Raw genomic sequence first — 24,232 nt, 5'->3', positions numbered from 1 at the left:
TCATTCAGAGGAGCCGGCCAATGCCTGCGACCCGTATCTGGTTAAAAAACCCACTCGCGATTTTCACTGCCAACGACCTCGACGCCCGTGGCGGCCTGGTGCTGCAAGACAGTGTCATTACCGAAGTGCTGGCCCAAGGGCAAGAACCTGCGCAGCCCTGTGCGCAGGTATTCGATGCTCGCGAGCATGTCGTTCTTCCCGGCTTGATCAACACCCACCACCACTTCTACCAAACCCTGACCCGCGCCTGGGCGCCAGTGGTCAATCAGCCGTTGTTCCCGTGGCTGAAAACCCTCTATCCGGTCTGGGCTCGACTGACGCCGGAAAAACTCGCGCTGGCGTCCAAAGTCGCGTTGGCCGAATTGCTGCTCTCAGGCTGTACGACTGCGGGGGATCACCACTACCTATTCCCCGATGGCCTGGAAAATGCCATCGACGTGCAAGTGCAGAGTGTGCGCGAACTGGGCATGCGCGCCATGCTTACCCGCGGTTCCATGAGCCTGGGCGAAGCCGACGGTGGGCTGCCACCGCAGCAGACCGTGCAACAAGGCCAGGTCATTCTAGAAGACAGCCAACGCCTGATCCACGCCTACCACCAACGTGGCGATGGCGCGCAGATCCAGATTGCCCTGGCGCCCTGCTCGCCGTTTTCCGTCACGCCACACATCATGCAAGCCAGCGCCGAACTGGCCAATACGCTCGACGTACGCCTGCATACACACCTGGCGGAAACCCTCGATGAGGAAGACTTCTGCCTGCAACGATTCGGCCTGCGCACCGTGGACTATCTCGACAGCGTCGGTTGGCTCGGCCCGCGTACCTGGCTGGCCCACGGTATCCACTTCAACCCGGACGAGATTGCGCGGCTGGGTGCCGCCGGCACCGGTATCTGCCATTGCCCGAGTTCGAATATGCGCCTGGCCTCGGGTATCTGTCCCACCCTCGACCTGCTCGCCGCGGGTGCGCCCATAGGCCTGGGCGTGGACGGCTCCGCGTCCAACGATGCGTCGAACATGATCCTTGAGGCACGTCAGGCCCTGTATATCCAACGCCTGCGTTACGGCGCGGAAAAAATCACCCCTGAAGGCGTGCTGGGCTGGGCCACCAAAGGTTCGGCGCAATTGCTGGGACGTACGGATATCGGTGAATTGGCGGTCGGAAAACAGGCCGACCTGGCGCTGTTCAAGCTTGATGAACTGCGCTTCTCCGGCAGCCATGACCCGATCTCGGCGCTGCTGTTGTGCGGCGCGGACCGTGCGGACAGGGTCATGATCGGCGGCCGCTGGCGAGTCATCGACGGCCAGGTCGAGGGCCTGGATCTGAAAGGCTTGATTGCCGATCACACCCAGGCCGCGCGGCAGTTGATCGACGGTTGATTACAAGCCCAGCAGCGACAACATGATAAAGGTCGCAAACAACACGAAATGGGTCATCCCTTCGATGGCGTTGGTTTCGCCATCGTTGAGGTTGATCGCGCTGACGATCAGCGTGATAAACACCATCACCGTTTGTACCGGCGTCATCGCCATCTGAAACGGCTGACCGGTGTAGAGCGCCATGGCCTCCATCACCGGCACGGTCAAGATCACCGTCGACAATGAAGCGCCCAACGCAATATTCACCACCGACTGCATGCGGTTGGCCAGTGCGGCGCGTAAAGCGGTGAGGATTTCTGGTGCGGCCGAAATGGCGGCGACCACAATCGCGGTAATCACCGGCGGCGCGCCCGTGCCTTCCAGCCCCAGGTCGAGGGTCTTGGACATCACCTCGGCCAGTGCGCCAATCACTATCACCCCAAACACCAATGTAGCGATGGAGAACGCCAGATTGACCGGCGGCTCCTGGTGTTCCTCCGGCTGGTTCTTACGACGCTTTTGCGGGTAGCTGTAGCTGAAGAAATAGCTGTGCGGTCCCACCTGCATGCGCAGGAACAGGGTGTAGAGCAACACCATCGCGCCGATCGTGAATGCCGAGTAAATTTTCCAGTCGGCTTCGGGGATAAACTCCGGCACCACCATCGACACCCCCATGGCGGTGAGTATCATCACGCTGTAGGTGCGCGCCGAGTCGTCGTTGTAGGACTGCTCCCCATGCTTGATGCCGCCCATCAGCGCGGCAAGGCCGAGGATGCCGTTGATATCGAGCATCACCGCCGAATAGATGGTGTCGCGCACCAGCGTGGGCGACGGCTCATTGCTCATCATGATCGCCAGGATCACCACTTCCACCAGCACCGCGGCGAGGGTCAGGATCATGGTGCCGTAGGGGTCACCGACCTTTTCCGCCAATTGCTCGGCATGATGAGCCACCCGCATCGAGGCCATCACGATAAACGCGATCAGGGCCAGGCCGGCGAGCAACGCCACCATCTGCCCGCTGTGGAGCATCCAGTGTTCCAATGGGTAGGCGGCGATGGCGGCAATCAGCGCCAACAGCATGAATTTTTCTTGCTTGAGGGATGTGAGCATTCCGGGCCTTATCGAACAGCTTAATCAGTCATTGATGGGGTACAGACTACGGCACGTAGCTAACGTTTCGTTACACCTTAGTTCAGGCGGCCCTTGCATGAATAAAGCAAAACTCTCCTGCTGGTCAGGTTTTGCCAAATATTTCATCCATGGCCTGTAGAATGCCGCCATTGCACCTGATGAGAATTTAGACATGTACGATTGGCTCAACGCCCTGCCCAAGGCTGAACTGCACCTGCACCTGGAAGGCTCGCTGGAGCCTGAGTTGCTGTTCGCCCTGGCCGAACGCAACAAGATTGCGCTGCCGTGGAATGACGTCGAGACCCTGCGCAAGGCTTACGCCTTCAACAACCTGCAGGAGTTCCTTGATCTGTATTACAAGGGCGCCGACGTGCTACGCACCTCCCAGGACTTCTACGACCTGACCTGGGCCTACCTGCTGCGCTGCAAAGAACAGAACGTGATCCACACCGAACCCTTCTTCGACCCACAAACCCACACCGACCGTGGCGTGCCGTTCGAAGTAGTGCTCAACGGCATCGCTGCCGCACTTAAAGATGGCGAGCAGCAACTGGGTATCACCAGCGGTTTGATCTTGAGCTTCCTGCGCCACCTGAGCGAAGCCGAGGCCGAGAAGACCCTCGACCAGGCTCTGCCATTCCGTGACGCGTTCGTGGCCGTGGGCCTGGACAGTTCGGAGATGGGGCACCCGCCGAGCAAGTTCCAGCGCGTGTTCGACCGTGCCCGCCACGAAGGCTTCCTCACCGTGGCCCACGCCGGTGAAGAAGGCCCGCCCGAGTACATCTGGGAAGCCATCGACCTGCTGAAAATCCAGCGTATCGACCATGGCGTGCGCGCCATCGAAGACGAGCGCCTGATGCAGCGCATCATCGATGAGCAGATCCCGTTGACGGTGTGCCCGCTGTCCAACACCAAGCTGTGCGTATTCGACGACATGGCTCAGCACAACATCCTCGACATGCTTGAGCGTGGCGTGAAGGTGACGGTGAACTCGGATGACCCGGCGTATTTCGGCGGTTATGTCACCGAGAACTTCCACGCGCTGTACACCTCGCTGGGCATGACCCAGGACCAGGCCAAACGCCTGGCGCAGAACAGCCTGGACGCACGACTGGTCAAGCCATGACTGAGTAGACGCAGATCGAAACGTGGGAGGGGCACCGCCCCTCCCACACTGACCTCATCAGTTTCAGGCCTGCGTCAACTCTTCCAGGGTCCTGCCCTTCGTCTCCATTCCGAACACCCACACCACCAGCGCCGCCACTGCAAAACACAGCGCGCCCAAGGCAAACACCCCGCCCTGCCCGGTAACCGGGAATACCAACCCCGTCACCAACGGCCCCAGCAACGAGCCGACCCGACCAATCGCCGAGGCAAAACCCGAGCCGGTCGCCCGCGCAGACGTGGGATACAACTCTGGCGTATAGGTGTAGAGCACCGCCCACATACCGAACAGAAAGAACTGCATCAGCAAGCCCGAGGTGATCAGCAAACCGACATTGCCGCCAAACACCGCGCTCTGCCCATACAAAAACGCCATCACCCCGCCGCCGAGCAACGTCACCACGCACACCGGCTTGCGCCCCCAGCGTTCCACCAACCACGCAGCCATCAGGAACCCGGGAATGCCCCCCAGGGAAATGATCACGGTGTAATACACCGACTGGGTGACAGCAAAACCCGACTGCTGCAGCAACGCGCTCAGCCACGAAGTCAGGCCGTAAAAACCGAGCAAGGCAAAGAACCAGACGCACCAGATCATCATCGTCCGCCGGCGATACTGCACCGACCACAACTGCTGAAATGCCGAGAAGAAGGTCCCCGGCGTGCTCTCCACCCGTGGCAGGCGGATCGGCTCCGGTAAATCGACGCGGCCCAATGAGGCACGCACTTTCTGTTCTATATTCTGCAACACCTTGTCGGCGGCCCCATGCCGCCCGGCCTGCTCCAACCAACGCGGCGACTCCGGGATAAAAAACCGAATTGCCAGCACAAACACCGCCGGCACCGCCAACACCAGGAAGATGTCACGCCAGCCAATCACCGGCAGCAGGAAGTAAGACAGCACGCCCGCCGCCACAAACCCCAGCGGCCAAAAACCATCCATCAAGGCGATATACCGCCCACGCCCCTTGGCCGGAATCAGCTCCGAAAGCATCGACTGGGCAATTGGAAATTCCATGCCCATGCCGATCCCCAGCAAGACGCGAAACAACGTCAGCATCTCCAGCGTCTGCGCCGTGGAGCACAGGTAGCTGGCAATGCCCCATAACACGATGCTCCACTGAAACACCGGCTTACGGCCAAAGCGATCCGCCAGCATCCCCGACAACGAGGCGCCGACCACCATGCCGAAAAAGCTCGAACTGGCGAGTAACCCGGCTTGGGCGGTGCTCAGGCCGAACTCGGTTTTGATGGAGCCTAAAAGGAAGGTCATCATCGCCAGGTCCATGGAGTCGAAGAAAAACGCCAGGGCGATGATGATAAAGATGACTCGGTGGTAGCCGCTGATGGGCAACCGTTCCAGCCGTTCCGCTGCGCTATAGCCCTGCAAACCCATGCCGCACCCCCAGTGTGAAAATCCCCTGGGTCAGTGTGCGGCATCGTTTCAGCAGGTTATTGCTGGATGCGACCTGGTTGAAACCCTGAACGACGCCCGCCGGTCAGGATTGCTCGGGCGCCGCGATCAGCGTGATGTGTGCAAGCCCGACTTCATTCACCAGCAACGCCCGGCACTCGTTGATCACACTGATCCAGTTCGATTGCAGGAACAGTTGCAGCAGCCCTGCGCCCAACGCGCCCCCCAGGTGGGGTTGTTGCTGGCTCCAATCAAAACAATCGCAGACCAGTGGCGACGCCAGCGCTTGGGTAAAAATACCCAGGCTTGCCAAGCACTGCGCGCCCTTGACGGTGACCTCGGTGCGTTGCTCAAGACGCTCAATCCACCCCGCAGCCAACATGCGTTGATACAACCCCGCCGCCAGCTCCCCACCGAGATGACCCTGGCACAACCGGGCATGACGCAACGACGGCGGCGCCACCAAAGCCGGTGGCGAAACACAGGGGCGGCTGCGGGCGGCGCTGGCCATGGTAGTACTGGCCAGCGCGTCGATGGCGGCACTGACATCGGCGGCCGCCACGCGAAACAAGCGTTTGCCACGTCGGGCCTCGGTGAGCAGCAGCCCGCTTGCGCTCAGCCGCGCCAAATGGGCGTTGGCGGACGCGGGGGATAACCCGGAGAGCACCGCCAACTCCTCTGAAGACTTCACGGAACCGTCCATCAAGGCCCAGAGCATGGCAGTGCGTTTGGGCTCGGCAAGCAAGCTGGCGATCTGACTGATGCAAGGTGCTTCTTCCACGTATTCACTCCCTGTTGAATCATTTATCTGCTGCGGTTGGCGCCAAAGTATAGGTGCGCACACCACAGGCACCGCTTGGTCCGACACTGCAGGCAGGGACAGGATCTGAGTGAAATTTCCTGCTGTCGTGGAGGCTATTGCCCAGTGATCAACCGCTCCGGCCATTGCGCGGTCAATGTCGCACAACGGGAAACAAGCATTTCACGCAGCAAGTTGATCGGTTTGCTCAATTGCGCACGATGGGCGCACAGCAGGTTGAGGGGCGTGCGCTCCCCCCGCAGCTCAGGCAGGATCACACGCAAGCGACCGGCCAGCACATCCGCGCTCACATCCAACCAGGACTTGTAGGCAATACCGACCCCCGCCACGGCCCAGCGACGTACAACGTCGGCATCGTCACTGAAACGGTCGCCGGCAACCGTCAGGCTCACTTCACGCCGGCCGTCGTGAAAGCTCCAGCGGTCGTGGACTCGGCTGCCGAGCATATACAACAGGCAATTATGCTGGGCCAGTTGCTCCAAGTGCCGAGGCTCGCCATGCCGGGCGAGGTAACTGGGGGCGGCACACAGCACCCGGACATTGTCCGGGGCGATAGGCAGCGCAATGAGGCTCGAATCCTCCGGCTCGCCGTAACGCAAGGCAATATCGACAGGCTGGCGAAATAAATCGGCAATGCGATCGCCCAGCAACAGGCGCACAGTCAGCTGAGGGTATTCACGCTGGAATTCATCCAGCCACGGCAACAGCTGGTTACGCCCGAAATCCGAGGGCGCCGATAATTGCAACACGCCGCTGACATGGTCCTGGCCACTGGCCAATAAGCGCCGCCCCTCGTCCAGCGAACTCAACGCGGCACGCGCGTATTCCAGGAAACCTTCACCTTCGGCGGTCAACCGCAGGCTGCGCGTGGAGCGCGCCAACAAACGCGTGCTCAGTTGCTGTTCGATGCGCTTGAGCGCAGCGCTGGCCACCGCCGGCGACAGGTCCATGACCCTCGCTGCGGCAGACAAGCTGCCCAGGTCCGCCGCACGCACAAACAACTGCAAATCATCAAAGCGCAGCATGGGTTTCCACTCATTATCAAAATTCTATTGAAACAGACTACTGTTTTAGCCGCTTTTTCCTTCACGGGAAATAGCCAATCATCTGTCCACCCCGCTTACCACGCGCCAGGAGTTGAATATGTCTACTGCCTTTAACGTTATCGCCACGCTGGTCGCCAAACCCGGCCAACAGGCCACTCTGGAAACCCTGCTGCGCGGACTGCTGGAACCGACCCGTCTCGAAGCCGGTTGCGAACAGTACGACCTGCACCAGGACCTGCAACACCCCGAAACTTTCTACATGCTCGAACGCTGGAGCGACGATGCAGCGCTGGCCGACCATGACCAAAGTGCACATATCCAGAGTTTCCGCGCCAAAGCCGCGGATGTCCTTGAACACTTCGAACTCAAGCGCCTGAAATTTCTCGCCTGATTACCGTCCTTTTCCGGAGCCCCCATGAAAGCCATTGCCTACTACGCCTCACTGCCGATCCACGATCCACAGTCCCTGCAAGACATCGAGCTGCCGGAGCCCGTCGCCGGCCCGCGCGACCTGCTGGTGGAAGTCAAAGCCATCTCGGTCAACCCGGTGGACACCAAGGTGCGCCAGAACGTCGCCCCGGAACATGGCGCCGCCAAAGTGCTGGGCTGGGACGTGGCCGGTGTGGTCAAGGCCGTCGGCAGCGATGTGACGCTGTTCAAGGCCGGTGACAAAGTGTTCTACGCCGGTTCGCTGGTGCGCCCGGGCGGCAACAGTGAACTGCACACGGTGGACGAACGCATCGTTGGCCATATGCCCAAGAGCCTGGGTTTCGCCGAGGCCGCCGCACTGCCGCTGACCGCCATCACCGCGTGGGAGATGTTGTTCGAGCGCCTGCAAATCCGTGAAGGCAAAGAAGACGAAGGCCAGAGTTTGCTGATCGTCGGGGCAGCCGGTGGCGTGGGTTCGATCCTGACCCAACTGGCCAGCCGGCTCACCGCGCTGAAAGTCATCGGCACCGCCTCGCGTCCCGAAACACAGGCATGGACCCAGGCACTGGGTGCCCATCTGGTGATCGACCACAGCCAGCCGCTGAGCGAAGCATTGAAGACCGCCGGCCACCCGCAGGTGACCCACGTCGCCAGCCTGACCCAGACCGACCATCACTTGGACCAACTGGTCGAAGCCCTGCAACCTCAAGGCAAGCTGGCGCTGATCGACGACCCCAAGGCTCTGGACGTGAGCAAGCTCAAACGCAAAAGTCTGTCGTTGCATTGGGAGTTCATGTACACCCGCTCAATGTTCGAGACGCCCGACATGATCGAACAGCACAACCTGCTTAATCGCGTGGCTCAACTGATTGATGCCGGAACCTTGAAAACCACGGTGGGCGAGCACTTCGGCGTGATCAACGCAGCGAACTTGCGGCGCGCTCACGCTCTGCTGGAAAGCGGCAAGGCCAAGGGCAAGATCGTGCTGGAAGGGTTCTGAATAAAGGCTGTCGGAGTCGTCCATTATTCATGTGGGTAATGGACGACACCATTAGTCCGAGAGTTGATCTTTGTCATATTTGTACGCGCGTTCGGGTTTATATTGGCCGCCTTTGCCACGATTCTTTTACGTGAGGAAGTCAGCAATGAAGATCCTGATAAAAGCGTTAGCAAAATCCCCAGGCAATAAATGGCAAGTTCGCCTCGACGGCGACGCCTTCACCTTCCGCAGTGAGGCTGAAGCCCGCGCTTTCGCCGAGACCCTGCAAGCCCGCATCCGGGCGCCTCACCGCTTTCCATCAAGCCAGCAGCGCGCCACCGCCGGCTGAATCGTCCGTCAGACCTGTGCCTGCACGGCCCTTGCCCGTTGCAGGCGCTGGGTCGACACCGCCACCGTCACCGCTAATACACCGCATAGGCTGATGACCATCGCCATCGGCATGGCCGTGCCGTCGTGCAACACGCCTACCAACGAGGCGGCGCCTGCCGCCACACCAAACTGAATGCAACCGAGCAACGCCGACGCACTGCCGGCTCGCGCACCTTGCCCGGCCATGGCGCAGGCCGAGGTGTTGGGCAAAATGCAGCCCAGGCTCGCGATGCAAATAAACAGTGGCACCAGCAATGGCCATAGGGCGTCGGTGCGTAGCGCGGCAATACCGAGCAAGGTCAACGCCGCCAGCACGTAGACCCACACCGTGCGCGACAGCAGGAACGCCGGGCCGCGCTTGGACAGCAGCCGTGCATTGAGTTGCGCCACCAGAATGAAGCCCGCCGCATTGGAGCCGAACAGCCAACCGTAATGCTCGGGAGCAACGCCATAGAGCTTGATGAACACGAACGGTGAACCGGCAATATAGGCAAACATCCCGGCAATCGAGATACCGCCAGTGAGGGCGTAGCCGAGGTAGACCCGATCCGACAGCAACGCACCGTAGCGGCGCAGCGAGCCGGACAGCGGCTGACGCGGCTTGTCGGCCGGGAAGGTTTCCGGCAAGCCGACGGCGACCGCAATGGCCGCCATCACACTGAACACCGACAGCGCCAGAAAGATCGACTGCCAACCCCACAGACCGACCATCACCCCGCCCGCCAACGGCGCGAGGATCGGCGCCAGGCCGGTCACCAGCATCAGTTGCGAATACACCTTGGCCGACCCCACGGCATCACATTTGTCGCTGACCACTGCACGGGAAATCACCATGCCCGCACACCCACCGAGGGCCTGTACGAAACGCGCACCGATCAGCCATTCCAGCGAAGGCGCATAGGCACATGCAAACGAGGCCAGGGTAAACAGGGTCACACCACTGAGCAGCGGGCCACGTCGACCAAATCGGTCCGCCAGCGGGCCGTAGATCAATTGGCCGATGGCCAGGCCGCCGAAATACACCGCCAGCGTCAGTTGGATGTGCTTCTCGTCGGTCGCGAAGGCCATGGCCATGGCCGGAAAGCCCGGCAGGTAGAAATCGATCGCCAACGGCGCGAAGGCGCTCAAGGCGCCCAGAATCAGGATTATGCGAAGGTTCATCAGACACCCAAGTGAGTCGGCAGCTCGACAGTCTAGCCGCGCTTGGGTGCCATGAACATTACGTTAGCTCGCTAACTATCAGAAAGTTCAAGCAAGCCTGGCGCTATAGCCTTCTTCGCTGATCAGGCTGATCACCTGCTCGGCGGACAGACGGCTTTCAACACCCACTTCCTTCGCCGCCAGGTCGACCTTCACACTCGCCGCCGGGTCCTGGCTTTGCACCGCCTGGGTCACGGCCCGGACGCAATGGCCGCAGGTCATTCCTTCAACACTGAATACTTGCATGACATGACTCCTTGAATGAGGTTGGACCCAGTCTCGACCTTGCCACGATGGCAAGGTCAAGTTCTGAAAACTTCTGCCGGGCTGGCATTCGGCGGCTTCAAAGGCCAAGCTTCACCCATCGTTGATTCCAACCACGGAGCATCCGCCATGCGCTGGTCGTTTTTTGCCCTTGCCGGCCTGATGAGCTTATCTGTCGGCACGCCACAAGCCTTCGCCGCTGAAGACTACGCGGTGCTGATCATTTCCCGGGAGCGCCTGGAAGTACCGACCAATTGTGAAATCGGCCTGTACCTGAATGACCAACTGGCGGGCCGACTGTTCCAGGAACAGGCCACCTCGTTCAACCTGCCGGCGGGCAACCTGTCGCTGCGCCTGAAGTTGCTGCCGGGCCAATCCCCGGGTTGCCTGCCGGGCATGCTGGCGCCGCCGGCGCAGAACATCACGCTGAAGGCCGGGGACGTGCGCAAGCTGCGTATCGCCCAGGGCCCGGACGGCATGTACCTGAAACCTGCCGCGCTGGAATACTGATCGGCCCTTGACCTTACCCACAGGTCAAGGTTGATCCTAGGGGCAACTTCTTCTGGAGGACTGCCCCATGAATGGACCCACCACCTTTGACCTGCCCATCAGTGGCATGACCTGTGCCAGCTGTGCCGGGCGCGTCGAACGCGCGCTGGGCAAGGTGCCGGGCGTGCAACGCGTCAGCGTCAACCTGGCCAATGAACGCGCGCATGTCGAAGTGCTGGGCCAGATGGACCCCGGTGTGTTGATCGCCGCCGTCGACAAGGCTGGCTACACCGCCACCCTGCCCCAAAGCGAAACCGCCACCGACGCACGCCAAGCCCTGCGCCTGCATCACGAGCGCTGGTCATTGCTGCTGGCCATCCTGTTGGCGCTGCCGCTGGTGGTGCCGATGCTGGTGGAACCTTTCGGCCTGCATTGGATGCTGCCCGCCTGGGTGCAGTTCGCCTTGGCCACCCCCGTGCAGTTCATCTTTGGCGCACGCTTTTATATCGCCGCCTGGAAAGCCGTACGCGCCGGCGCCGGGAATATGGACCTGCTGGTGGCCATCGGCACCAGCGCCGGTTACGGCCTGAGCCTCTATGAATGGCTCACTGCCGCCACCGGCAGCATGCCGCACCTGTACTTCGAAGCCTCGGCAGTGGTGATCGCCCTGGTACTGCTCGGCAAATACCTGGAAAGCCGCGCCAAGCGCCAGACCGCCAGCGCCATCCGCGCCCTCGAAGCCTTGCGCCCGGAACGCGCGATCCGGGTGCTCGATGGCCGTGAAGAAGAGATTGCAATCAACGCGTTGAAGCTTGGCGACCTGGTGCTGGTCAAACCCGGCGAACGCTTCCCCGTGGACGGCGAAGTGGTGGAGGGCCGCAGCCATGCCGACGAAGCGTTGATCAGCGGCGAAAGCCTGCCTGTGCCGAAACAGCCGGGCGACAAGGTCACCGGCGGCGCCATCAACGGCGAAGGCCGTTTGCTGGTAAGCACCCAGGCCCTGGGCGCGGAAAGCGTACTGGCGCGAATCATCCGCCTAGTGGAGGAGGCCCAGGCAGCCAAGGCGCCGATCCAGAAATTGGTGGATAAGGTCAGCCAGGTGTTCGTGCCTGCCGTGCTGGTACTGGCGGTGATCACATTGATGGGCTGGTGGTTGTACGGCGCATCCCTGGAGACGGCGATCATCAATGCCGTTGCCGTCCTGGTGATCGCCTGCCCCTGTGCCCTGGGCCTGGCTACACCGACGGCGATCATGGCCGGTACCGGCGTCGCCGCGCGCCATGGCATCTTGATCAAGGACGCCGAAGCCCTGGAGCGCGCCCATGAAGTGAGCGCCGTGGTATTCGACAAAACCGGCACCCTCACTTGCGGCGCACCGAAAATCGCCCACATGGCAGCGGTGGAGGGTAATGCAACCGTGCTGCTGCAACAGGCGGGCGCCTTGCAACGCGGCAGCGAACACCCACTGGCCAAGGCCGTGCTGGACGCTTGCCACGAACAAGGACTGAACGTGGCGGATGTGAGTGCCAGCCAATCCCTGACCGGCCGCGGCATCGCCGGCACGCTGGACGGCCGGCAACTGGCCCTGGGCAACCGCCGCCTGCTGGAAGAAGGCGGTTTGAGCGCCGGTGAGCTGGCCGAATCCGCTAAAGCCTGGGAAGCCGAAGGGCGCACCCTGTCCTGGCTGATCGAGCAAGGCGCCCGCCCCCGCGTGCTCGGGCTGTTCGCCTTCGGTGACACGCTCAAGCCCGGTGCGCTGGAAGCGGTGGAGCAACTCAAGGCGCAGCACATCAGCAGCCACTTGCTCACCGGGGATAATCGCGGCAGCGCCCATGTGGTAGCGCAAGCGCTGGGCATCGAGGATGTGCAAGCCGAAGTGCTGCCGGCGGACAAAGCCGCCAGGGTCGCCGAGCTGAGAAAAACCGGTGTGGTGGCCATGGTCGGCGACGGAATCAACGACGCCCCGGCCCTGGCCGCCGCCGATATCGGCATCGCCATGGGCGGCGGTACCGACGTGGCCATGCACGCCGCCGGTATCACCCTGATGCGCGGCGACCCGCGCCTGGTGCCCGCCGCGCTGGAGATCAGCCGCAAGACCTACGCGAAAATCCGCCAGAACCTGTTCTGGGCGTTTGTGTATAACTTGATTGGCATTCCCCTGGCGGCATTCGGCCTGCTCAACCCGGTCCTGGCGGGCGCGGCGATGGCCTTGTCCAGCGTCAGTGTGGTGAGCAATGCATTACTGTTGAAGACTTGGAAACCCAAGGACCTGGAGGATCAACGCCCATGAATATCGGCCAAGCCGCTCGCCAAAGCGGGCTGAGCGCGAAGATGATTCGCTACTACGAATCCATCGGCCTGCTCAAAGCCGCGCACCGCACCGACAGCGGCTACCGTGTATATGGTCCAGACGACCTGCACACGTTGGCATTCATCAAGCGCTCGCGGGATCTGGGGTTTTCACTGGAAGAGGTCGGCAAGCTGCTGACCCTGTGGCAGGACCGGCAACGGGCCAGCGCTGATGTGAAGGCCTTGGCGCGCCGGCATATCGATGAGCTGAACCAGAAGATTCTGGAGCTTGGGCAATTGCGCGATACGTTGCAGGACCTGGTGGAGCACTGCCAGGGCGATCATCGGCCGGACTGTCCGATTCTCAAGGAGTTGGCCTCGGGCAGTTGCTGCGCCTGATGCTTTGACTCAGTACATACAAAGCCAAATGTAGGAGAGGGTTGGCTGCCGATAACGGTAGTTCAGCCAAGCTTGTGCTGGCTGACACGGCTCTATCGGCAGCAGGCCCCCTCCCACACCTGTCAGATTTCCATGTCTGTGGAAATCACTGCATCCAAGGCGGCGGTGGTTCCTCTGCCGTCTTGTTCGCGGGTGCATCATCCGCCGCGCGAATCGCCTGGCGACGCTCTTCATCCAGCCGCGCCGCTTCGATCTCGCGCATCACACCACCCACATCCGCCAGTTCTTCCGGCTCGTCGAACTCGCCCGTCAAGATGCTGCCCGGGTGCAGCGTACCGGCTTCGTACAACGCCCACATTTCCTTGGCGTACTTGGTTTTTTTCAACTCCGGGGCAAAGCGCCCGAAGTAGGCCGCCATGTTGCCCACATCCCGCTCCAGCATGCTGAATGCGTGGTTGTTGCCCGCCGCATCCACCGCCTGGGGCAGGTCGATGATCACCGGGCCGGTCGGGGTGAGCAGCACGTTGAACTCGGACAAGTCACCGTGCACCAGGCCGGTACACAGCATCAGCACGATCTGGGAAATCAGGAAGGCGTGGTATTCGCGCGCCTGGTCCGGCTCCAGTACCACGTCGTTCAGACGCGGTGCCGCATCGCCGTATTCGTCGGCCACCAGTTCCATCAACAGCACGCCTTCGAGGAAGTCGAACGGCTGCGGCACCCGAACGCCGGCACCGGCCAGGCGGAACAACGCCGCCACTTCGGCATTCTGCCAGGCATCTTCGGTTTCTTTCTTACCGAACTTGGAGCCCTTGGCCATCGCCCGGGCCTGACGGCTGTTACGGACCTTACGGCCTTCCTGGTATTCGGACGCCTGACGAAAACTTCGTTTATTCGCCTCCTTGTAAACCTTGGCGCAACGTAATTCGTTACCGCAGCGCACCACATAAACAGCTGCTTCTTTACCACTCATGAGTGGGCGCAGCACTTCGTCGACCAGACCGTCTTCGATCAGGGGTTCAATGCGTTTAGGAGTCTTCATCAGCTTTTATTGTGGGTCCTGTATTACCAAACACGCGTGTGGCAATCGTTATACGGCAATCGGCTCGCCGGTGGGAGGGGCTACCGACCGTTGATCACTTAAGAATGCATCCAATATGCCAGTTTCAACGTTCAATGATCGCTGTAACCCCCTGCCCACCTGCTGCACAGATGGAAATCAGGCCACGCCCCTTGCCCGCCGCACTCAGCAATTTGGCCAGGTTGGCGACGATACGCCCGCCCGTGGCAGCGAACGGGTGCCCGGCGGCCAGCGAACTGCCTTTGACGTTGAGCCGGCTGCGGTCGATGGAACCCAACGGCGCATCCAGCCCCAGGCGTGTCTTGCAGTAGTCCGCATCTTCCCAGGCTTTGAGCGTGCACAACACCTGGGCAGCAAAGGCTTCGTGGATTTCGTAGTAATCGAAGTCTTGCAGGGTCAGGCCATTTCTCGCCAACAGACGCGGCACCGCATACACCGGAGCCATCAGCAGGCCTTCAGCCCCGTTGACGAAATCCACCGCCGCTGCTTCACCATCGCGCAAGTACGCCAAAATCGGCAAGCCACGCTCCTTGGCCCAGGCCTCGCTTCCCAGCAATACCAACGACGCGCCGTCCGTGAGCGGCGTGGAGTTACCGGCGGTAAGCGTGCCTTTGTCGCTGCGCTCGAACACCGGCTTGAGGCTGGCGAGTTTTTCCAGGGTCAGGTCCGGGCGCAGGTTGTTGTCGCGGGTCAGGCCCAAAAATGGTGTCAGTAGATCGTTGTGCCAGCCCTCAGCGTAGGACGCGGCCATTTTCTGATGGCTCTCCAGAGCAAGCTGGTCCTGCTCGGCACGGGGAATCTGCCAGGTTTGCGCCATCAGTTCACAGTGCTGCCCCATGGACAAACCGGTGCGCGGTTCACCATTGCGCGGCAACTCGGGCTTGAGGTGATGGGGACGAAGTTGTAACAAGAGTTTCAATTTATCCGCCATGGACTGGCTGCGGTTGGCTTGCAGCAAAAGCGTGCGCAGCCCTTCATTCACGCCGATCGGCGCGTCAGAAGTGGTGTCCACACCGCCGGCAATCCCGCACTCGATCTGACCCAGGGCAATCTTGTTGGCCACCAGCAGCGCCGCCTCAAGCCCTGTACCGCAGGCCTGTTGAATATCGTAAGCCGGGGTTTGCGGCGACAGGCGCGAGCCCAGCACGCACTCGCGGGTGAGGTTGAAATCGCGGGAATGTTTGAGCACCGCACCGGCCACCACCTCACCAATACGCAGGCCGTGCAGGTCGTAGCGTTCGATCAGGCCCTCGAGGGCAGCGGTCAGCATGGCCTGATTGCTCGCCGTGGCATACGGGCCATTGGAGCGGGCGAAGGGAATGCGATTACCGCCAATGATCGCTACACGGCGCAATTGAGTCATGGAAAGCTCCCTGATGGTTGTGGGTGGAATCATCAAGCCTAGCCTAGGCTCAATCGAACGACCGTTACCCATTGATGGTCCACCGTTTGAACCCCAGCACTCGGAGAGCGTTCCATGTCTGACCGTTATATCGACTTCGCCAACTCAAGCCTCGGCCATCGCCTGGTCGCCGCCATTGGCCTGCCGTCGCCGGTACGCCTGGAACGCTGGCCGGCCGGACGCCTGCGGCCGGTGGAAGGTGCCCTGCTGCTCGGCGGCGGCCCGCTGGCGGCCAAGGTGCAGGTATTCGCCCACAAACTCACCGATGCCATTTACAGCTACAGCACCGAGACGGCGACGTGGATTCCTGGCCACGGCCCCAAGCTCAAGGCTGTGGTGTTCGACGCCAGTGCCTTGCAACACACCGACCAGCTCCAGCAATTGCGCGAGTTCTTCCAACCGTTGTTGAAAAGCCTGGATAACAGCGCGCATCTGATGATCCTCGGCCGCGCGCCGGAGAGCCTCAGCGACCCATTCGCCGCCAGCGCACAACGCGCCCTGGAAGGTTTCAGCCGCTCCTTGGCCAAGGAACTGCGCAACGGCGGCGTGTTGCAACTGCTGTATGTCGGCGACGGTGCCGAGGACCAGTTGGAAGGTGCGCTGCGGTTTTTCCTCTCCCCTAAGAGCGCCTATATCTCCGGTCAGGTGATCCGCCTGCAAGCCTGCGCCACTGCGGTCGAGGATTGGACTCGCCCCCTGGCCGGGCGCAAGGCCCTCGTCACGGGTGCCGCCCGAGGCATTGGCGCGTCCATCGCTGAAACCCTCGCCCGTGACGGTGCAGAGGTGATACTGCTGGACGTACCCCAGGCCAAGGCGGATCTCGAAGCCCTCGCCGCACGCCTCGGGGCACGTACCGTGGTGCTGGATATCTGCGCTGAAGACGCCGCCACGCAACTGATCGAACAGGTGCCCGACGGCCTCGATATCCTGGTACACAATGCCGGTATCACCCGCGACAAAACCCTGGCGAACATGACCCCGGAATATTGGGACGCGGTACTGGCGGTCAACCTCAAGGCCCCCCAAGTGCTGACCAAGGCTCTGCTCGACAGCGGTACCCTGCATGACAACGCGCGAGTGGTGCTATTGGCATCCATCAGTGGCATTGCCGGCAACCGTGGGCAAACCAACTATGCCGCAAGCAAGGCCGGCTTGATCGGCCTGGCCCAGGCGTGGGCGCCGTTGTTGAAGGAACGCGGTATCAGCATCAACGCAGTGGCGCCCGGCTTTATTGAAACCCAGATGACCGCGCACATCCCCTTCGCCCTGCGTGAAGCCGGGCGCCGCATGAGTTCGCTGGGCCAGGGCGGGCTGCCTCAGGACGTGGCTGAGGCCGTGGCATGGCTCAGCCAATCGGGCTCTGGTGCGGTCAGCGGCCAGGCACTGCGCGTGTGCGGGCAAAGCCTGCTGGGAGCCTGAGCATGGAATGGCAGACACTCGGCAGCACCCCGTTTCTGCCGCCGCTGTACTGGCGCGCGGCACTCAAGCGCAAGATCACCGGCAATGAATTGCCCGATAAAGGCCTGCGCTGCCACATTCGCGTCAATCCCGCGCACGTCGCGGCCTATCGCAAGGTCTGTGGGTTTGCGGACAGCTCGATACTGCCAGGTACTTATCCCCATATCCTGGCGTTCGGTTTACAGATGCAATTACTCACCGACAGGCATTTTCCCTTTCCACTGCTGGGGCTCGTTCACCTGAACAACCGAATCCGTATCCATCGCCCATTGGGAGGCGTGAGCAACGTGCTGGTTGGGGTGTACGCACACAACCTGCAGCCCCATGCCAAGGGTGCAACCTTTGATATCGTGACCACGGTCGAGGACTCACTGGGGCTGTTGTGGGAAGCCGATAGCCGTATGCTTTGTCGCGGCGTAAAGCTGGTGGGCGAAGCTCAGGAAGAACACTTGTCGGTATCCGGCAACGTCAGCGAATCGGCCCGCTGGAAAGCGCCCGCCGATATTGGCCGCCAGTACGCTCGGGTATCCGGTGATTACAATCCGATCCACCTGAGCGCCTTGACGGCCAAGCTCTTCGGTTTTCCCCAGGCTATCGCTCACGGGCTGTGGAATACCGCCCGAACACTGGCCGCGTTGCATGAGCATTTACCCGCCGCCAATGTAGAGATAGACGTCGAGTTCAAAAAGCCCGTGCGCCTGCCCAGTGAAGTAGTACTGCTCAGCACCGCCGCGGGTTCCAGCGGCGAGTTGCAGTTGAACGGTGCTGGCGACATTCAACATATGTTCGGCAAGTGGCGGCCTATTGCGTAAGTTACAGCCGTTAATTGTATATATACACCCTTAGTTGTAGCGGATGCCCCGGCGTCCGCTTTTTTATTCAAGCCATTGATTAACATTAAATATATTTCTTAATCAGCCCTCCACCTACACCCTTGGTATTAGTCAATAAGCCAACTAAGAAGCCTGTTTATATAAATCGTTAATACCAAGTTGAGCGTTGCGAGAAAGAGTACTCGGGTCTGTGATAACCCCACGGACAAACGTATGGCAATCCCTAGAAATTGCCAACGTTTGAAACAACCAAGGTTGTACAGGTGCAAGGGAACTCAATCATGAAAACTCAAACTCAAGCAGTGCTATGGAAAGCAAGTACCGCGCTGGCCCTGATCATGGCGATGAGCCTCGGTGGTTGCAGCAGCGGTGGCGGCGGCCATCACACCAGCGTCGCGGCGTCTTCTCCCGATTCCGGTGCGGGCAGCGGCTCGGGCACGGGCGGTGGTACCGGTGGTGGTACTGGCGGCACCGGTGGAGGCACTGGTGGCACGGGTGGCGGTACTGGCGGCACGGGCGGTGGCACTGGCGGCACGGGCGGCGGCACTGGCGGCACGGGTGGTGGCACTGGCGGCACGGGTGGCGGCACTGGCGGCACGGGCGGTGGCACTGGCGGCACGGGCGGTGGCACTGGCGGCACGGGTGGCGGTACTGGCGGCACGGGTGGCGGCACCGGTTCCACCACCACCCCACTGGTCACAGGCCAGATTGCAGGCACGCTGGGCACTACAGTCGGTAACGTCGGCGCGGCCGTCGGTGATCTTGGTTCGACACTCAATGGCGTTCCAGTCGTCGGTGTGACGGCTGGCGGCCTGGTCACTGCAACCGGCAACGCCGTCACCAGCATCGGCAGCGGCGTGACGAATGGCCTGGGCACTCTGGGCACCAACAGTAATGCATTGGGCACCACCATCGCCGGCGTCGGTGATGGCGTTGCCGACCTCGGCACCGGCGTGTCGAGCACCGGCAGGACCCTGCGCACAACGTTGAGTGGCGTTCCAGTAGTCGGTGGCTTGACCGGTGGCGTCGGCGCCGCAGCGGGCGGCCTGGTAGATAATGTCGGCCAAGCCGTGACCATGCTCGGCGATACCCTGAGTACCGCCAGCACCACCGGGCCACTGGGCAGCGCGACCAACACACTCGGCAAGAGTGTACTGGTACCGGTGGTTTCACTGGTGGAAAACACCACTGGCAACTTGGGTAACGCTACCGGCCTGGGCACTCCGCTCAACGGCGTGCTGAATAGAGTCGGCTCCACCGCCACCGGAGCGGGTGGCCAGGTTGCCAGCGCCGGCGGCGCAGGCAACCCTGTTACCGCGCTTGTTGGCGGTGCGCTGACCGGCGTTGGTGGCGTGCTCGATAAATCAGGTGGTTATGTTGCGCCCGTCGGGGGCGCCGCTGCTCCCGGCCTGCCTGAACTGGTTGGCGGTGTGGTCGCCAACGTGGGTAGCGGGCTGAATGCCGGCAATACCAACGGTACCGTCAATGCTGCAGGTGTCACCACCGGCGCACTGGGCAATACCGTGGCCTCGCTGGGCACCGTCATCGGTGGCACAGGCGTTGCCAACACCGCCGCCACGACGCCAGTGGCAGGTTTGGCAACCAACGTCGGCACGGCGCTGAACCCTGTAACGAGCGGCGTCACCAGCCTGACGCAAAACGTCGGTACCACGAGCGGCATCGGTGCTCCGGTCAACGGCCTGGTTACGCAAGTCGGCGGTGCCGTCAGCAGCCTGGGCACCAACCTGACCACAGCCAACGCCAACCCGCTGACGAACGCGGTGGGCACTACTGTAACGGCGGTCGGCAACACCGTCGGGTCGGTGGGAGGCCTGGTCACCGGCGGAACCAGCACCAGTGGCGGTGGCCTGCTCGGTGGCTTGAACGTCGGCGCCAGTGCCGGTGCCTCGGCCAACGGCAGTGCCAGCACCGGTACAACCGGCGCTCTGGGAGGTTTGTTGAACGGCCTGACCGGCAAAAACTAGAATTGCACCTGGCCGATTAGACGGCCTCTCCTACAGCGCCTACGCTTGGTTGAGACGAGAGACCCTGAATAAGTCTCTCGTCTTTTTTATGGGCCGGTCTTATCGAACGAAGCCTGGCCTTCCCGGACCGAGTCCCAGACCCCGGCGGGCCCAAGACGCTGCTGCAGTTGACCATGGAGTGTCCTATGCGCGTGTTGACACCGTTGTTAGTACTTACCCTCAGTGCCTACGCCCAGGCCGAGACCCTTCCCAACTTCCTCAACAGCAACGACACCATCCGCAACCTGCCCGTACCCAACCTGCCCGCAGACGCCTACAGACCGGTCACGCCAAAGACCCAAGTGCCGGAGGCTCCCGCGCCCCAGGGCCAGCCCCTGTTGATGGACACCAGGATCACCATCCGCAAGTTGCAGATCGAGGGCGGTACGATCTACCCGCTCAGCGAAACCGCCAAAGCCTACTCCGCTCTGATCGGCCATGAGACCAACCTTGCACAACTGATCGAAGCCACACGCAGCATCACCCGTCGTTATCAGGAGGACGGTTATCTGCTGTCCTATGCCTTCCTGCCGCAACAGAACTTTGAAAACGGCCTGGTGCGCGTGGTGCTGGTGGAGGGCTATATCAAGGACTACCAACAAAGCGGCGACATCGGCGCGGTGTCGGCCTATGTCGACAAGCTGGCGAATAAACTCCTGGCCGAACGTCCACTCACACGCAAGACGTTCGAGCGCTATACCACGCTCATGGGCCGTATCCCGGGCGTGACGCTGCAAGCGCAAGTACCGCCGCCGGGTACCACGGACGGTGCCGCGCACATGGTGATCCAGGCCAGCCGCAAACCCTTTACCACCAGCATGAGCCTGGTGGAAGACAACCGCAGCGGCACGCAAGCGTTGCTCACCGCCACCAGCAACGCCCAGACATCCATGGGCGAACAGCTCAACGTCAGTGGCCTGTTCCCGCCTGGCGACGATAAAAAGCACTATTACCGCGTGGGCTACAGCCAGTTCATCAATGCCGAGGGCAGCCAGCTTGTACTGGGGGCCGAACGTTATCGCGCCGACCCCAGCAACAACATCCAGCTCGATGGCGGCTTCGAGCTCAAGCCGCATCAGTCGATCGATCGCTACACCATCGGCCTCAGCCATCCGCTGATCGCCTCGCCCACCGAATCCTTGACCCTGGGCACGCGCCTGTATGCGGTGGACCAGACCACACGCTATCAACTGGTCGGCTACCCCAACCGCTTCGACATCGAAACCAACCTGCGCGCACTGGCATTCGAGGGTGACTGGCGCAAATCCGACGCTCGCCAATTGCGCATCGTCAGTGCCGGTCTGTACCAAGGCATCAACGGCATGGGCGCCAGGACGCACAGTGATCTGGCGGGTACGACGCCGGACCTCGACTTCTTCCGCCTGCGCCTCTCCGGCGTGCAGAGCGACAAGTTTTTCGACAACTGGCAAGGGGTGCTGTCGGGCGCACTCTACTGGAGCGACGCCACCCTGCCCGACAGTGAGCGCGCCACGTTCGGCGGGCAGAACTTCGGCCGCGGCTATCCCGACGACCAGGCTTCCGGGGACAAGGGTTGGGGTGTGGCGTACGAGATCAACTACAGCTTCAACCGCGCCGGTGACTGGGTGAAGGTGCTGCAGCCCTACGTCGTGCTCGACCGTGCCAAGACCTGGTTCAACGAACTGCCGGTCAAGGGCAATAACATGTCGTCGGCAGCCGTGGGTCTGCGCTTTGGCGATAACAAGTACTACAACATTGCATTGGAAGCCTCCAAGCCAATGTCGGATATCGCCCTGGACAGCCTGAATCGGCGTCCGCGCTATACGCTGAGTTTCAGCTATCAGCTCTAGTGAGCAAGCATTCCTGCGCCGGGGTGCGAGGCACCCCGCTGCAGGCAGCGGTGAGCAAGCGCCCTCGGCACAGTGAGCCCGCTCACTACAATCGGTGTTTGACCAGGGGGAAAAGGTTGTTGAGGGTATCGATCAAGCGCACCAGGTAGATGGGCTTGCGAAACAGATCCAGCACCTGCAGGCGCAACATATCGCTGACGTCATCCATCTGGGCATGCCCCGACATCACGATCACCGGCAAGTGTTGCCGGTCAGTATGTTCGCGCAGGCGCTTGATCAACGAGATACCACTTTCCTCGGGCATGCTCAGGTCGGTGATGACCAGTGCGATGTCCGGGTTCAGGGTCAGCTCCTGCAAGGCGTAGGTGACGGAGGTGGCGGTGAAACAAACGAAGCCCTCGTTCTCCAGCGACTCGGCCAGTTCTACGAGGGCATCTTCTTCGTCATCCACCAACAGGATTTGTTGGCGAAAAGGTCCGGTTGCAGCATTCATGGGTACTACCTGGTGTTGCCAATCAATGACGTGAGTACTCACAGGATGCTGTCTGAGATCACGTTATGGCTGTCGTGATTTTACCAATGAAGGTGGTGATCTGCGGCCCCAGCGTCACCCCGGCTGCCAGGACGACCAGCGCCACGATTGCCACCAGAATGAGGTATTCAATCGCCGTCGCGCCGTCTTTTCGGTACCAAAGCAAAAGCAGTTGAGCACGCATTCTCATCAACAGATCAAGGACCATAGTACATCTCCTCAGTCGCAGGATACGGTCTGGAACTCAGGTCAAGGCGGTGTTGATCTTACCGAAGAAAGTCGTGATTTTCGGCCCCAGGGTTGTGCCCGCAGCCAGAATCACCAGCGCTACGATTGCCACCAGAATGAGGTATTCAATCGCTGTAGCACCGTCTTGGCGCCGAAAAAGCAACTGGAGCTGAATATGAAGTTTTATCAACAGTTCAAGGATCATCGTACTTCTCCTCAGGCGCTCGGGCGCCCTAAACACTGCTCCGCACGGTAATTGCGATGTGCCATCTGAGCATTGTCAACAAACCCCAGCCTCACAACTGTAAGAACTGATTAATCACAAAGTAGTGGTTACGTTTATTGGCGCCTTAAATCCGTGTTTTCAAAGCCATCGCCAGCGATACGCAAGAAATCTTGCTGTCAGTAATGGCATTTTGTCCTAGCTGAACTACCTTCAAATAGCGAAATAGTTAGTCACATGTTCATAGCAACCAAGTTGCGAATTTAGCCTGCTCGGATACGCCGGTTGTGCAGGGCAACAGGAAGGGGAGCGCCGTCATGAACACGCGTCTCAGCATGGTATTGGCCGGGGTGCTTCTGCTTGGTGCACTGTTTGCCGGCTATTGGGGATTGGTCCTGAGCCGCACGCCCGCACCGGCACCGCCCCCCCAGGCGGCACCTGTCGAAAAAGCCGTAACCGTGGTGGAAGACCAGACCCGCCAACCGGTCGTGGTATTGGCCCACGACGTCCCGCCCTTTGTTCCCCTGAATGCCGCCGACCTCGCGGTGGAAAAACTGCGCACCGTACCAGCCGGCAGCATGACCAGTGTCGATCAGGCCGTCGGCCGCACCCCTTGGCGAGCCCTGCGCGCCGGCACCTGGCTGAATGAAGAAAGCTTCACCCCAGGTGGCCCACTGGCGCGAATGATTCGCCCTGACGAACGCGCCCTGGCCGTTGCCGTGGATGAAGTGATTGGCGCCGCCGGCCAATTGAGCCCCGGCGACTATGTGGATGTGCTGCTGTACCTGCGCCAGGACGCCGCCAACCTCGAACAATCGGCCCAGGTGGTGGTACCCGCCATGCGTTTGCTCAGCGTCGGCGATCAAATGGGCTTGAGCAATGACGGCACCCCCGCCTCCCCGCCTGCGCTCACCGCCGAGGAAAAAGCGCAACGTCACGCCCCGTCTCGCACGGTGGTGCTGGCGGTGCCCGAGGCCCTGCTGAGCCGCCTGATGCTCGCCACTCAAGCCGGCACTTTACGCCTGGCGGTACGCAGTGCCGACGAACGTTTGCTGAGCCATTACTGGGCGGGCGAAAGCGATGTGCCGGGCAAATTGCAGAGCGCCAACCGCGACCTTTACCAGTTCACGCAATTGGCCTTTGCCCAGGCCCCGAAAAAAGTCGCCCAGGGCAGTCCGCGTCGCACCGGTGTCGAGGTAATCCGCGGCAATCAAGTCACCCAACAAACGCCCGACTGAACAAGGATGCTG

At 61.3% G+C, this 24,232-nt stretch carries 24 protein-coding genes; 13 read left to right on the top strand and 11 right to left on the bottom strand.

Going from position 1 to position 24,232, the window contains the following annotated elements:
- The first annotated feature begins 20 nt into the window (after positions 1-20).
- Positions 21-1,376, top strand: coding sequence for an 8-oxoguanine deaminase (locus EXW71_RS27195; protein ID WP_134660921.1), 1,356 nt, complete (start codon positions 21-23; stop codon positions 1,374-1,376).
- On the opposite strand, the gene EXW71_RS27190 is transcribed toward EXW71_RS27195, so the two are convergent.
- Positions 1,377-2,468 carry a calcium:proton antiporter gene (locus tag EXW71_RS27190; RefSeq protein WP_134660922.1) on the bottom strand — a complete coding sequence of 364 codons (1,092 nt, stop codon included), beginning with the start codon at positions 2,466-2,468 and terminating at the stop codon, positions 1,377-1,379.
- A gap of 193 nt (positions 2,469-2,661) precedes the next feature.
- On the opposite strand from EXW71_RS27190, the gene EXW71_RS27185 reads away from it, so the two are divergent.
- On the top strand, positions 2,662-3,615 hold the full coding sequence (locus EXW71_RS27185; protein ID WP_017134717.1) for an adenosine deaminase: 954 nt from the start codon (positions 2,662-2,664) through the stop codon (positions 3,613-3,615).
- Between the two features lie 63 nt (positions 3,616-3,678).
- Here the strand turns inward: EXW71_RS27185 and EXW71_RS27180 are convergent, their stop codons facing one another.
- The 3 genes from EXW71_RS27180 to EXW71_RS27170 form a co-directional block, all read right to left on the bottom strand.
- Positions 3,679-5,049, bottom strand: a complete 1,371-nt coding sequence (locus EXW71_RS27180) for an MFS transporter (protein ID WP_134660923.1) — start codon at positions 5,047-5,049, stop codon at positions 3,679-3,681.
- A gap of 103 nt (positions 5,050-5,152) precedes the next feature.
- Entirely contained in the window at positions 5,153-5,848 is a 696-nt protein-coding gene (locus EXW71_RS27175; protein WP_134660924.1) for a helix-turn-helix transcriptional regulator, read from the bottom strand.
- A 134-nt stretch (positions 5,849-5,982) separates the two neighbouring features.
- The gene (locus tag EXW71_RS27170) at positions 5,983-6,912 is read right to left on the bottom strand and encodes a LysR family transcriptional regulator (RefSeq protein WP_123714326.1); all 930 of its coding nucleotides are present in this window, start codon (positions 6,910-6,912) and stop codon (positions 5,983-5,985) included.
- 118 nt (positions 6,913-7,030) lie between these two features.
- Here EXW71_RS27170 and EXW71_RS27165 point away from each other — a divergent pair, with 118 nt between their 5' ends.
- The 3 genes from EXW71_RS27165 (at position 7,031) to EXW71_RS27155 (ending at position 8,690) form a co-directional block, all read left to right on the top strand.
- Complete coding sequence (locus EXW71_RS27165; protein WP_123714325.1) at positions 7,031-7,324, top strand: putative quinol monooxygenase; 294 nt, start codon at positions 7,031-7,033, stop codon at positions 7,322-7,324.
- A gap of 24 nt (positions 7,325-7,348) precedes the next feature.
- A complete protein-coding gene (locus EXW71_RS27160; protein ID WP_134660925.1) occupies positions 7,349-8,362 on the top strand; it encodes a zinc-binding alcohol dehydrogenase family protein in 1,014 nt (337 codons plus the stop codon).
- Between the two features lie 145 nt (positions 8,363-8,507).
- Positions 8,508-8,690 (top strand): hypothetical protein, encoded by a 183-nt coding sequence (locus tag EXW71_RS27155; protein ID WP_123714323.1) that lies wholly within the window; start codon positions 8,508-8,510, stop codon positions 8,688-8,690.
- An 8-nt stretch (positions 8,691-8,698) separates the two neighbouring features.
- Here the strand turns inward: EXW71_RS27155 and EXW71_RS27150 are convergent, their stop codons facing one another.
- Together EXW71_RS27150 and EXW71_RS27145 are read right to left on the bottom strand one after the other, a co-directional pair.
- Complete coding sequence (locus tag EXW71_RS27150; protein WP_134660926.1) at positions 8,699-9,892, bottom strand: multidrug effflux MFS transporter; 1,194 nt, start codon at positions 9,890-9,892, stop codon at positions 8,699-8,701.
- 87 nt (positions 9,893-9,979) lie between these two features.
- Entirely contained in the window at positions 9,980-10,177 is a 198-nt protein-coding gene (locus EXW71_RS27145) for a heavy-metal-associated domain-containing protein (protein WP_060755732.1), read from the bottom strand.
- Positions 10,178-10,324: 147 nt separating this feature from the next.
- Between EXW71_RS27145 and EXW71_RS27140 the strand changes: the two genes are divergently transcribed.
- The 3 genes from EXW71_RS27140 (at position 10,325) to cueR (ending at position 13,372) form a co-directional block, all read left to right on the top strand.
- Positions 10,325-10,705, top strand: a complete 381-nt coding sequence (locus EXW71_RS27140) for a hypothetical protein (protein ID WP_123714321.1) — start codon at positions 10,325-10,327, stop codon at positions 10,703-10,705.
- 67 nt (positions 10,706-10,772) lie between these two features.
- On the top strand, positions 10,773-12,974 hold the full coding sequence (locus EXW71_RS27135) for a cation-translocating P-type ATPase (RefSeq protein WP_134660927.1): 2,202 nt from the start codon (positions 10,773-10,775) through the stop codon (positions 12,972-12,974).
- Positions 12,971-13,372, top strand: a complete 402-nt coding sequence (gene cueR, locus EXW71_RS27130) for a Cu(I)-responsive transcriptional regulator (protein WP_134660928.1) — start codon at positions 12,971-12,973, stop codon at positions 13,370-13,372. Before EXW71_RS27135 ends, cueR begins: the two co-directional genes overlap by 4 nt.
- Before the next feature lie 145 nt (positions 13,373-13,517).
- Here cueR and EXW71_RS27125 read toward each other — a convergent pair whose 3' ends face one another.
- Both EXW71_RS27125 and EXW71_RS27120 read right to left on the bottom strand, forming a co-directional pair.
- Positions 13,518-14,414 (bottom strand): PA4780 family RIO1-like protein kinase, encoded by an 897-nt coding sequence (locus EXW71_RS27125; protein ID WP_123714318.1) that lies wholly within the window; start codon positions 14,412-14,414, stop codon positions 13,518-13,520.
- A gap of 124 nt (positions 14,415-14,538) precedes the next feature.
- Positions 14,539-15,816 carry an acetyl-CoA C-acetyltransferase gene (locus EXW71_RS27120; RefSeq protein WP_134660929.1) on the bottom strand — a complete coding sequence of 426 codons (1,278 nt, stop codon included), beginning with the start codon at positions 15,814-15,816 and terminating at the stop codon, positions 14,539-14,541.
- A 114-nt stretch (positions 15,817-15,930) separates the two neighbouring features.
- Here EXW71_RS27120 and EXW71_RS27115 point away from each other — a divergent pair, with 114 nt between their 5' ends.
- The 4 genes from EXW71_RS27115 (at position 15,931) to EXW71_RS27095 (ending at position 21,999) form a co-directional block, all read left to right on the top strand.
- Entirely contained in the window at positions 15,931-17,274 is a 1,344-nt protein-coding gene (locus EXW71_RS27115; RefSeq protein WP_134660930.1) for a 3-oxoacyl-ACP reductase, read from the top strand.
- A gap of 2 nt (positions 17,275-17,276) precedes the next feature.
- Complete coding sequence (locus EXW71_RS27110) at positions 17,277-18,125, top strand: MaoC family dehydratase (RefSeq protein WP_134660931.1); 849 nt, start codon at positions 17,277-17,279, stop codon at positions 18,123-18,125.
- Between the two features lie 302 nt (positions 18,126-18,427).
- Positions 18,428-20,131 carry a collagen-like triple helix repeat-containing protein gene (locus EXW71_RS27100; protein WP_256657147.1) on the top strand — a complete coding sequence of 568 codons (1,704 nt, stop codon included), beginning with the start codon at positions 18,428-18,430 and terminating at the stop codon, positions 20,129-20,131.
- 185 nt (positions 20,132-20,316) lie between these two features.
- Positions 20,317-21,999, top strand: coding sequence for a ShlB/FhaC/HecB family hemolysin secretion/activation protein (locus tag EXW71_RS27095; RefSeq protein ID WP_134660932.1), 1,683 nt, complete (start codon positions 20,317-20,319; stop codon positions 21,997-21,999).
- An 85-nt stretch (positions 22,000-22,084) separates the two neighbouring features.
- Here the strand turns inward: EXW71_RS27095 and EXW71_RS27090 are convergent, their stop codons facing one another.
- The 3 genes from EXW71_RS27090 to EXW71_RS27080 are packed head-to-tail and all read right to left on the bottom strand — an operon-like array spanning position 22,085 to position 22,964.
- Positions 22,085-22,492: a response regulator gene (locus tag EXW71_RS27090; protein WP_123716024.1), complete on the bottom strand. Its 408-nt coding sequence runs from the start codon at positions 22,490-22,492 to the stop codon at positions 22,085-22,087.
- A gap of 58 nt (positions 22,493-22,550) precedes the next feature.
- Positions 22,551-22,739 (bottom strand): Flp family type IVb pilin, encoded by a 189-nt coding sequence (locus tag EXW71_RS27085; RefSeq protein ID WP_123716025.1) that lies wholly within the window; start codon positions 22,737-22,739, stop codon positions 22,551-22,553.
- A gap of 36 nt (positions 22,740-22,775) precedes the next feature.
- On the bottom strand, positions 22,776-22,964 hold the full coding sequence (locus EXW71_RS27080) for a Flp family type IVb pilin (RefSeq protein WP_134660933.1): 189 nt from the start codon (positions 22,962-22,964) through the stop codon (positions 22,776-22,778).
- Between the two features lie 335 nt (positions 22,965-23,299).
- Here EXW71_RS27080 and cpaB point away from each other — a divergent pair, with 335 nt between their 5' ends.
- Positions 23,300-24,220: a Flp pilus assembly protein CpaB gene (gene cpaB / locus EXW71_RS27075; RefSeq protein ID WP_134660934.1), complete on the top strand. Its 921-nt coding sequence runs from the start codon at positions 23,300-23,302 to the stop codon at positions 24,218-24,220.
- The last annotated feature ends 12 nt before the right edge of the window (positions 24,221-24,232 follow it).

The organism is Pseudomonas sp. BCA17 (assembly GCF_004519405.1).
GTDB lineage: Bacteria > Pseudomonadota > Gammaproteobacteria > Pseudomonadales > Pseudomonadaceae > Aquipseudomonas.
Note: the sequence above shows the minus strand (reverse complement) of the source record. Positions and strands in the feature narration are given on the sequence as shown.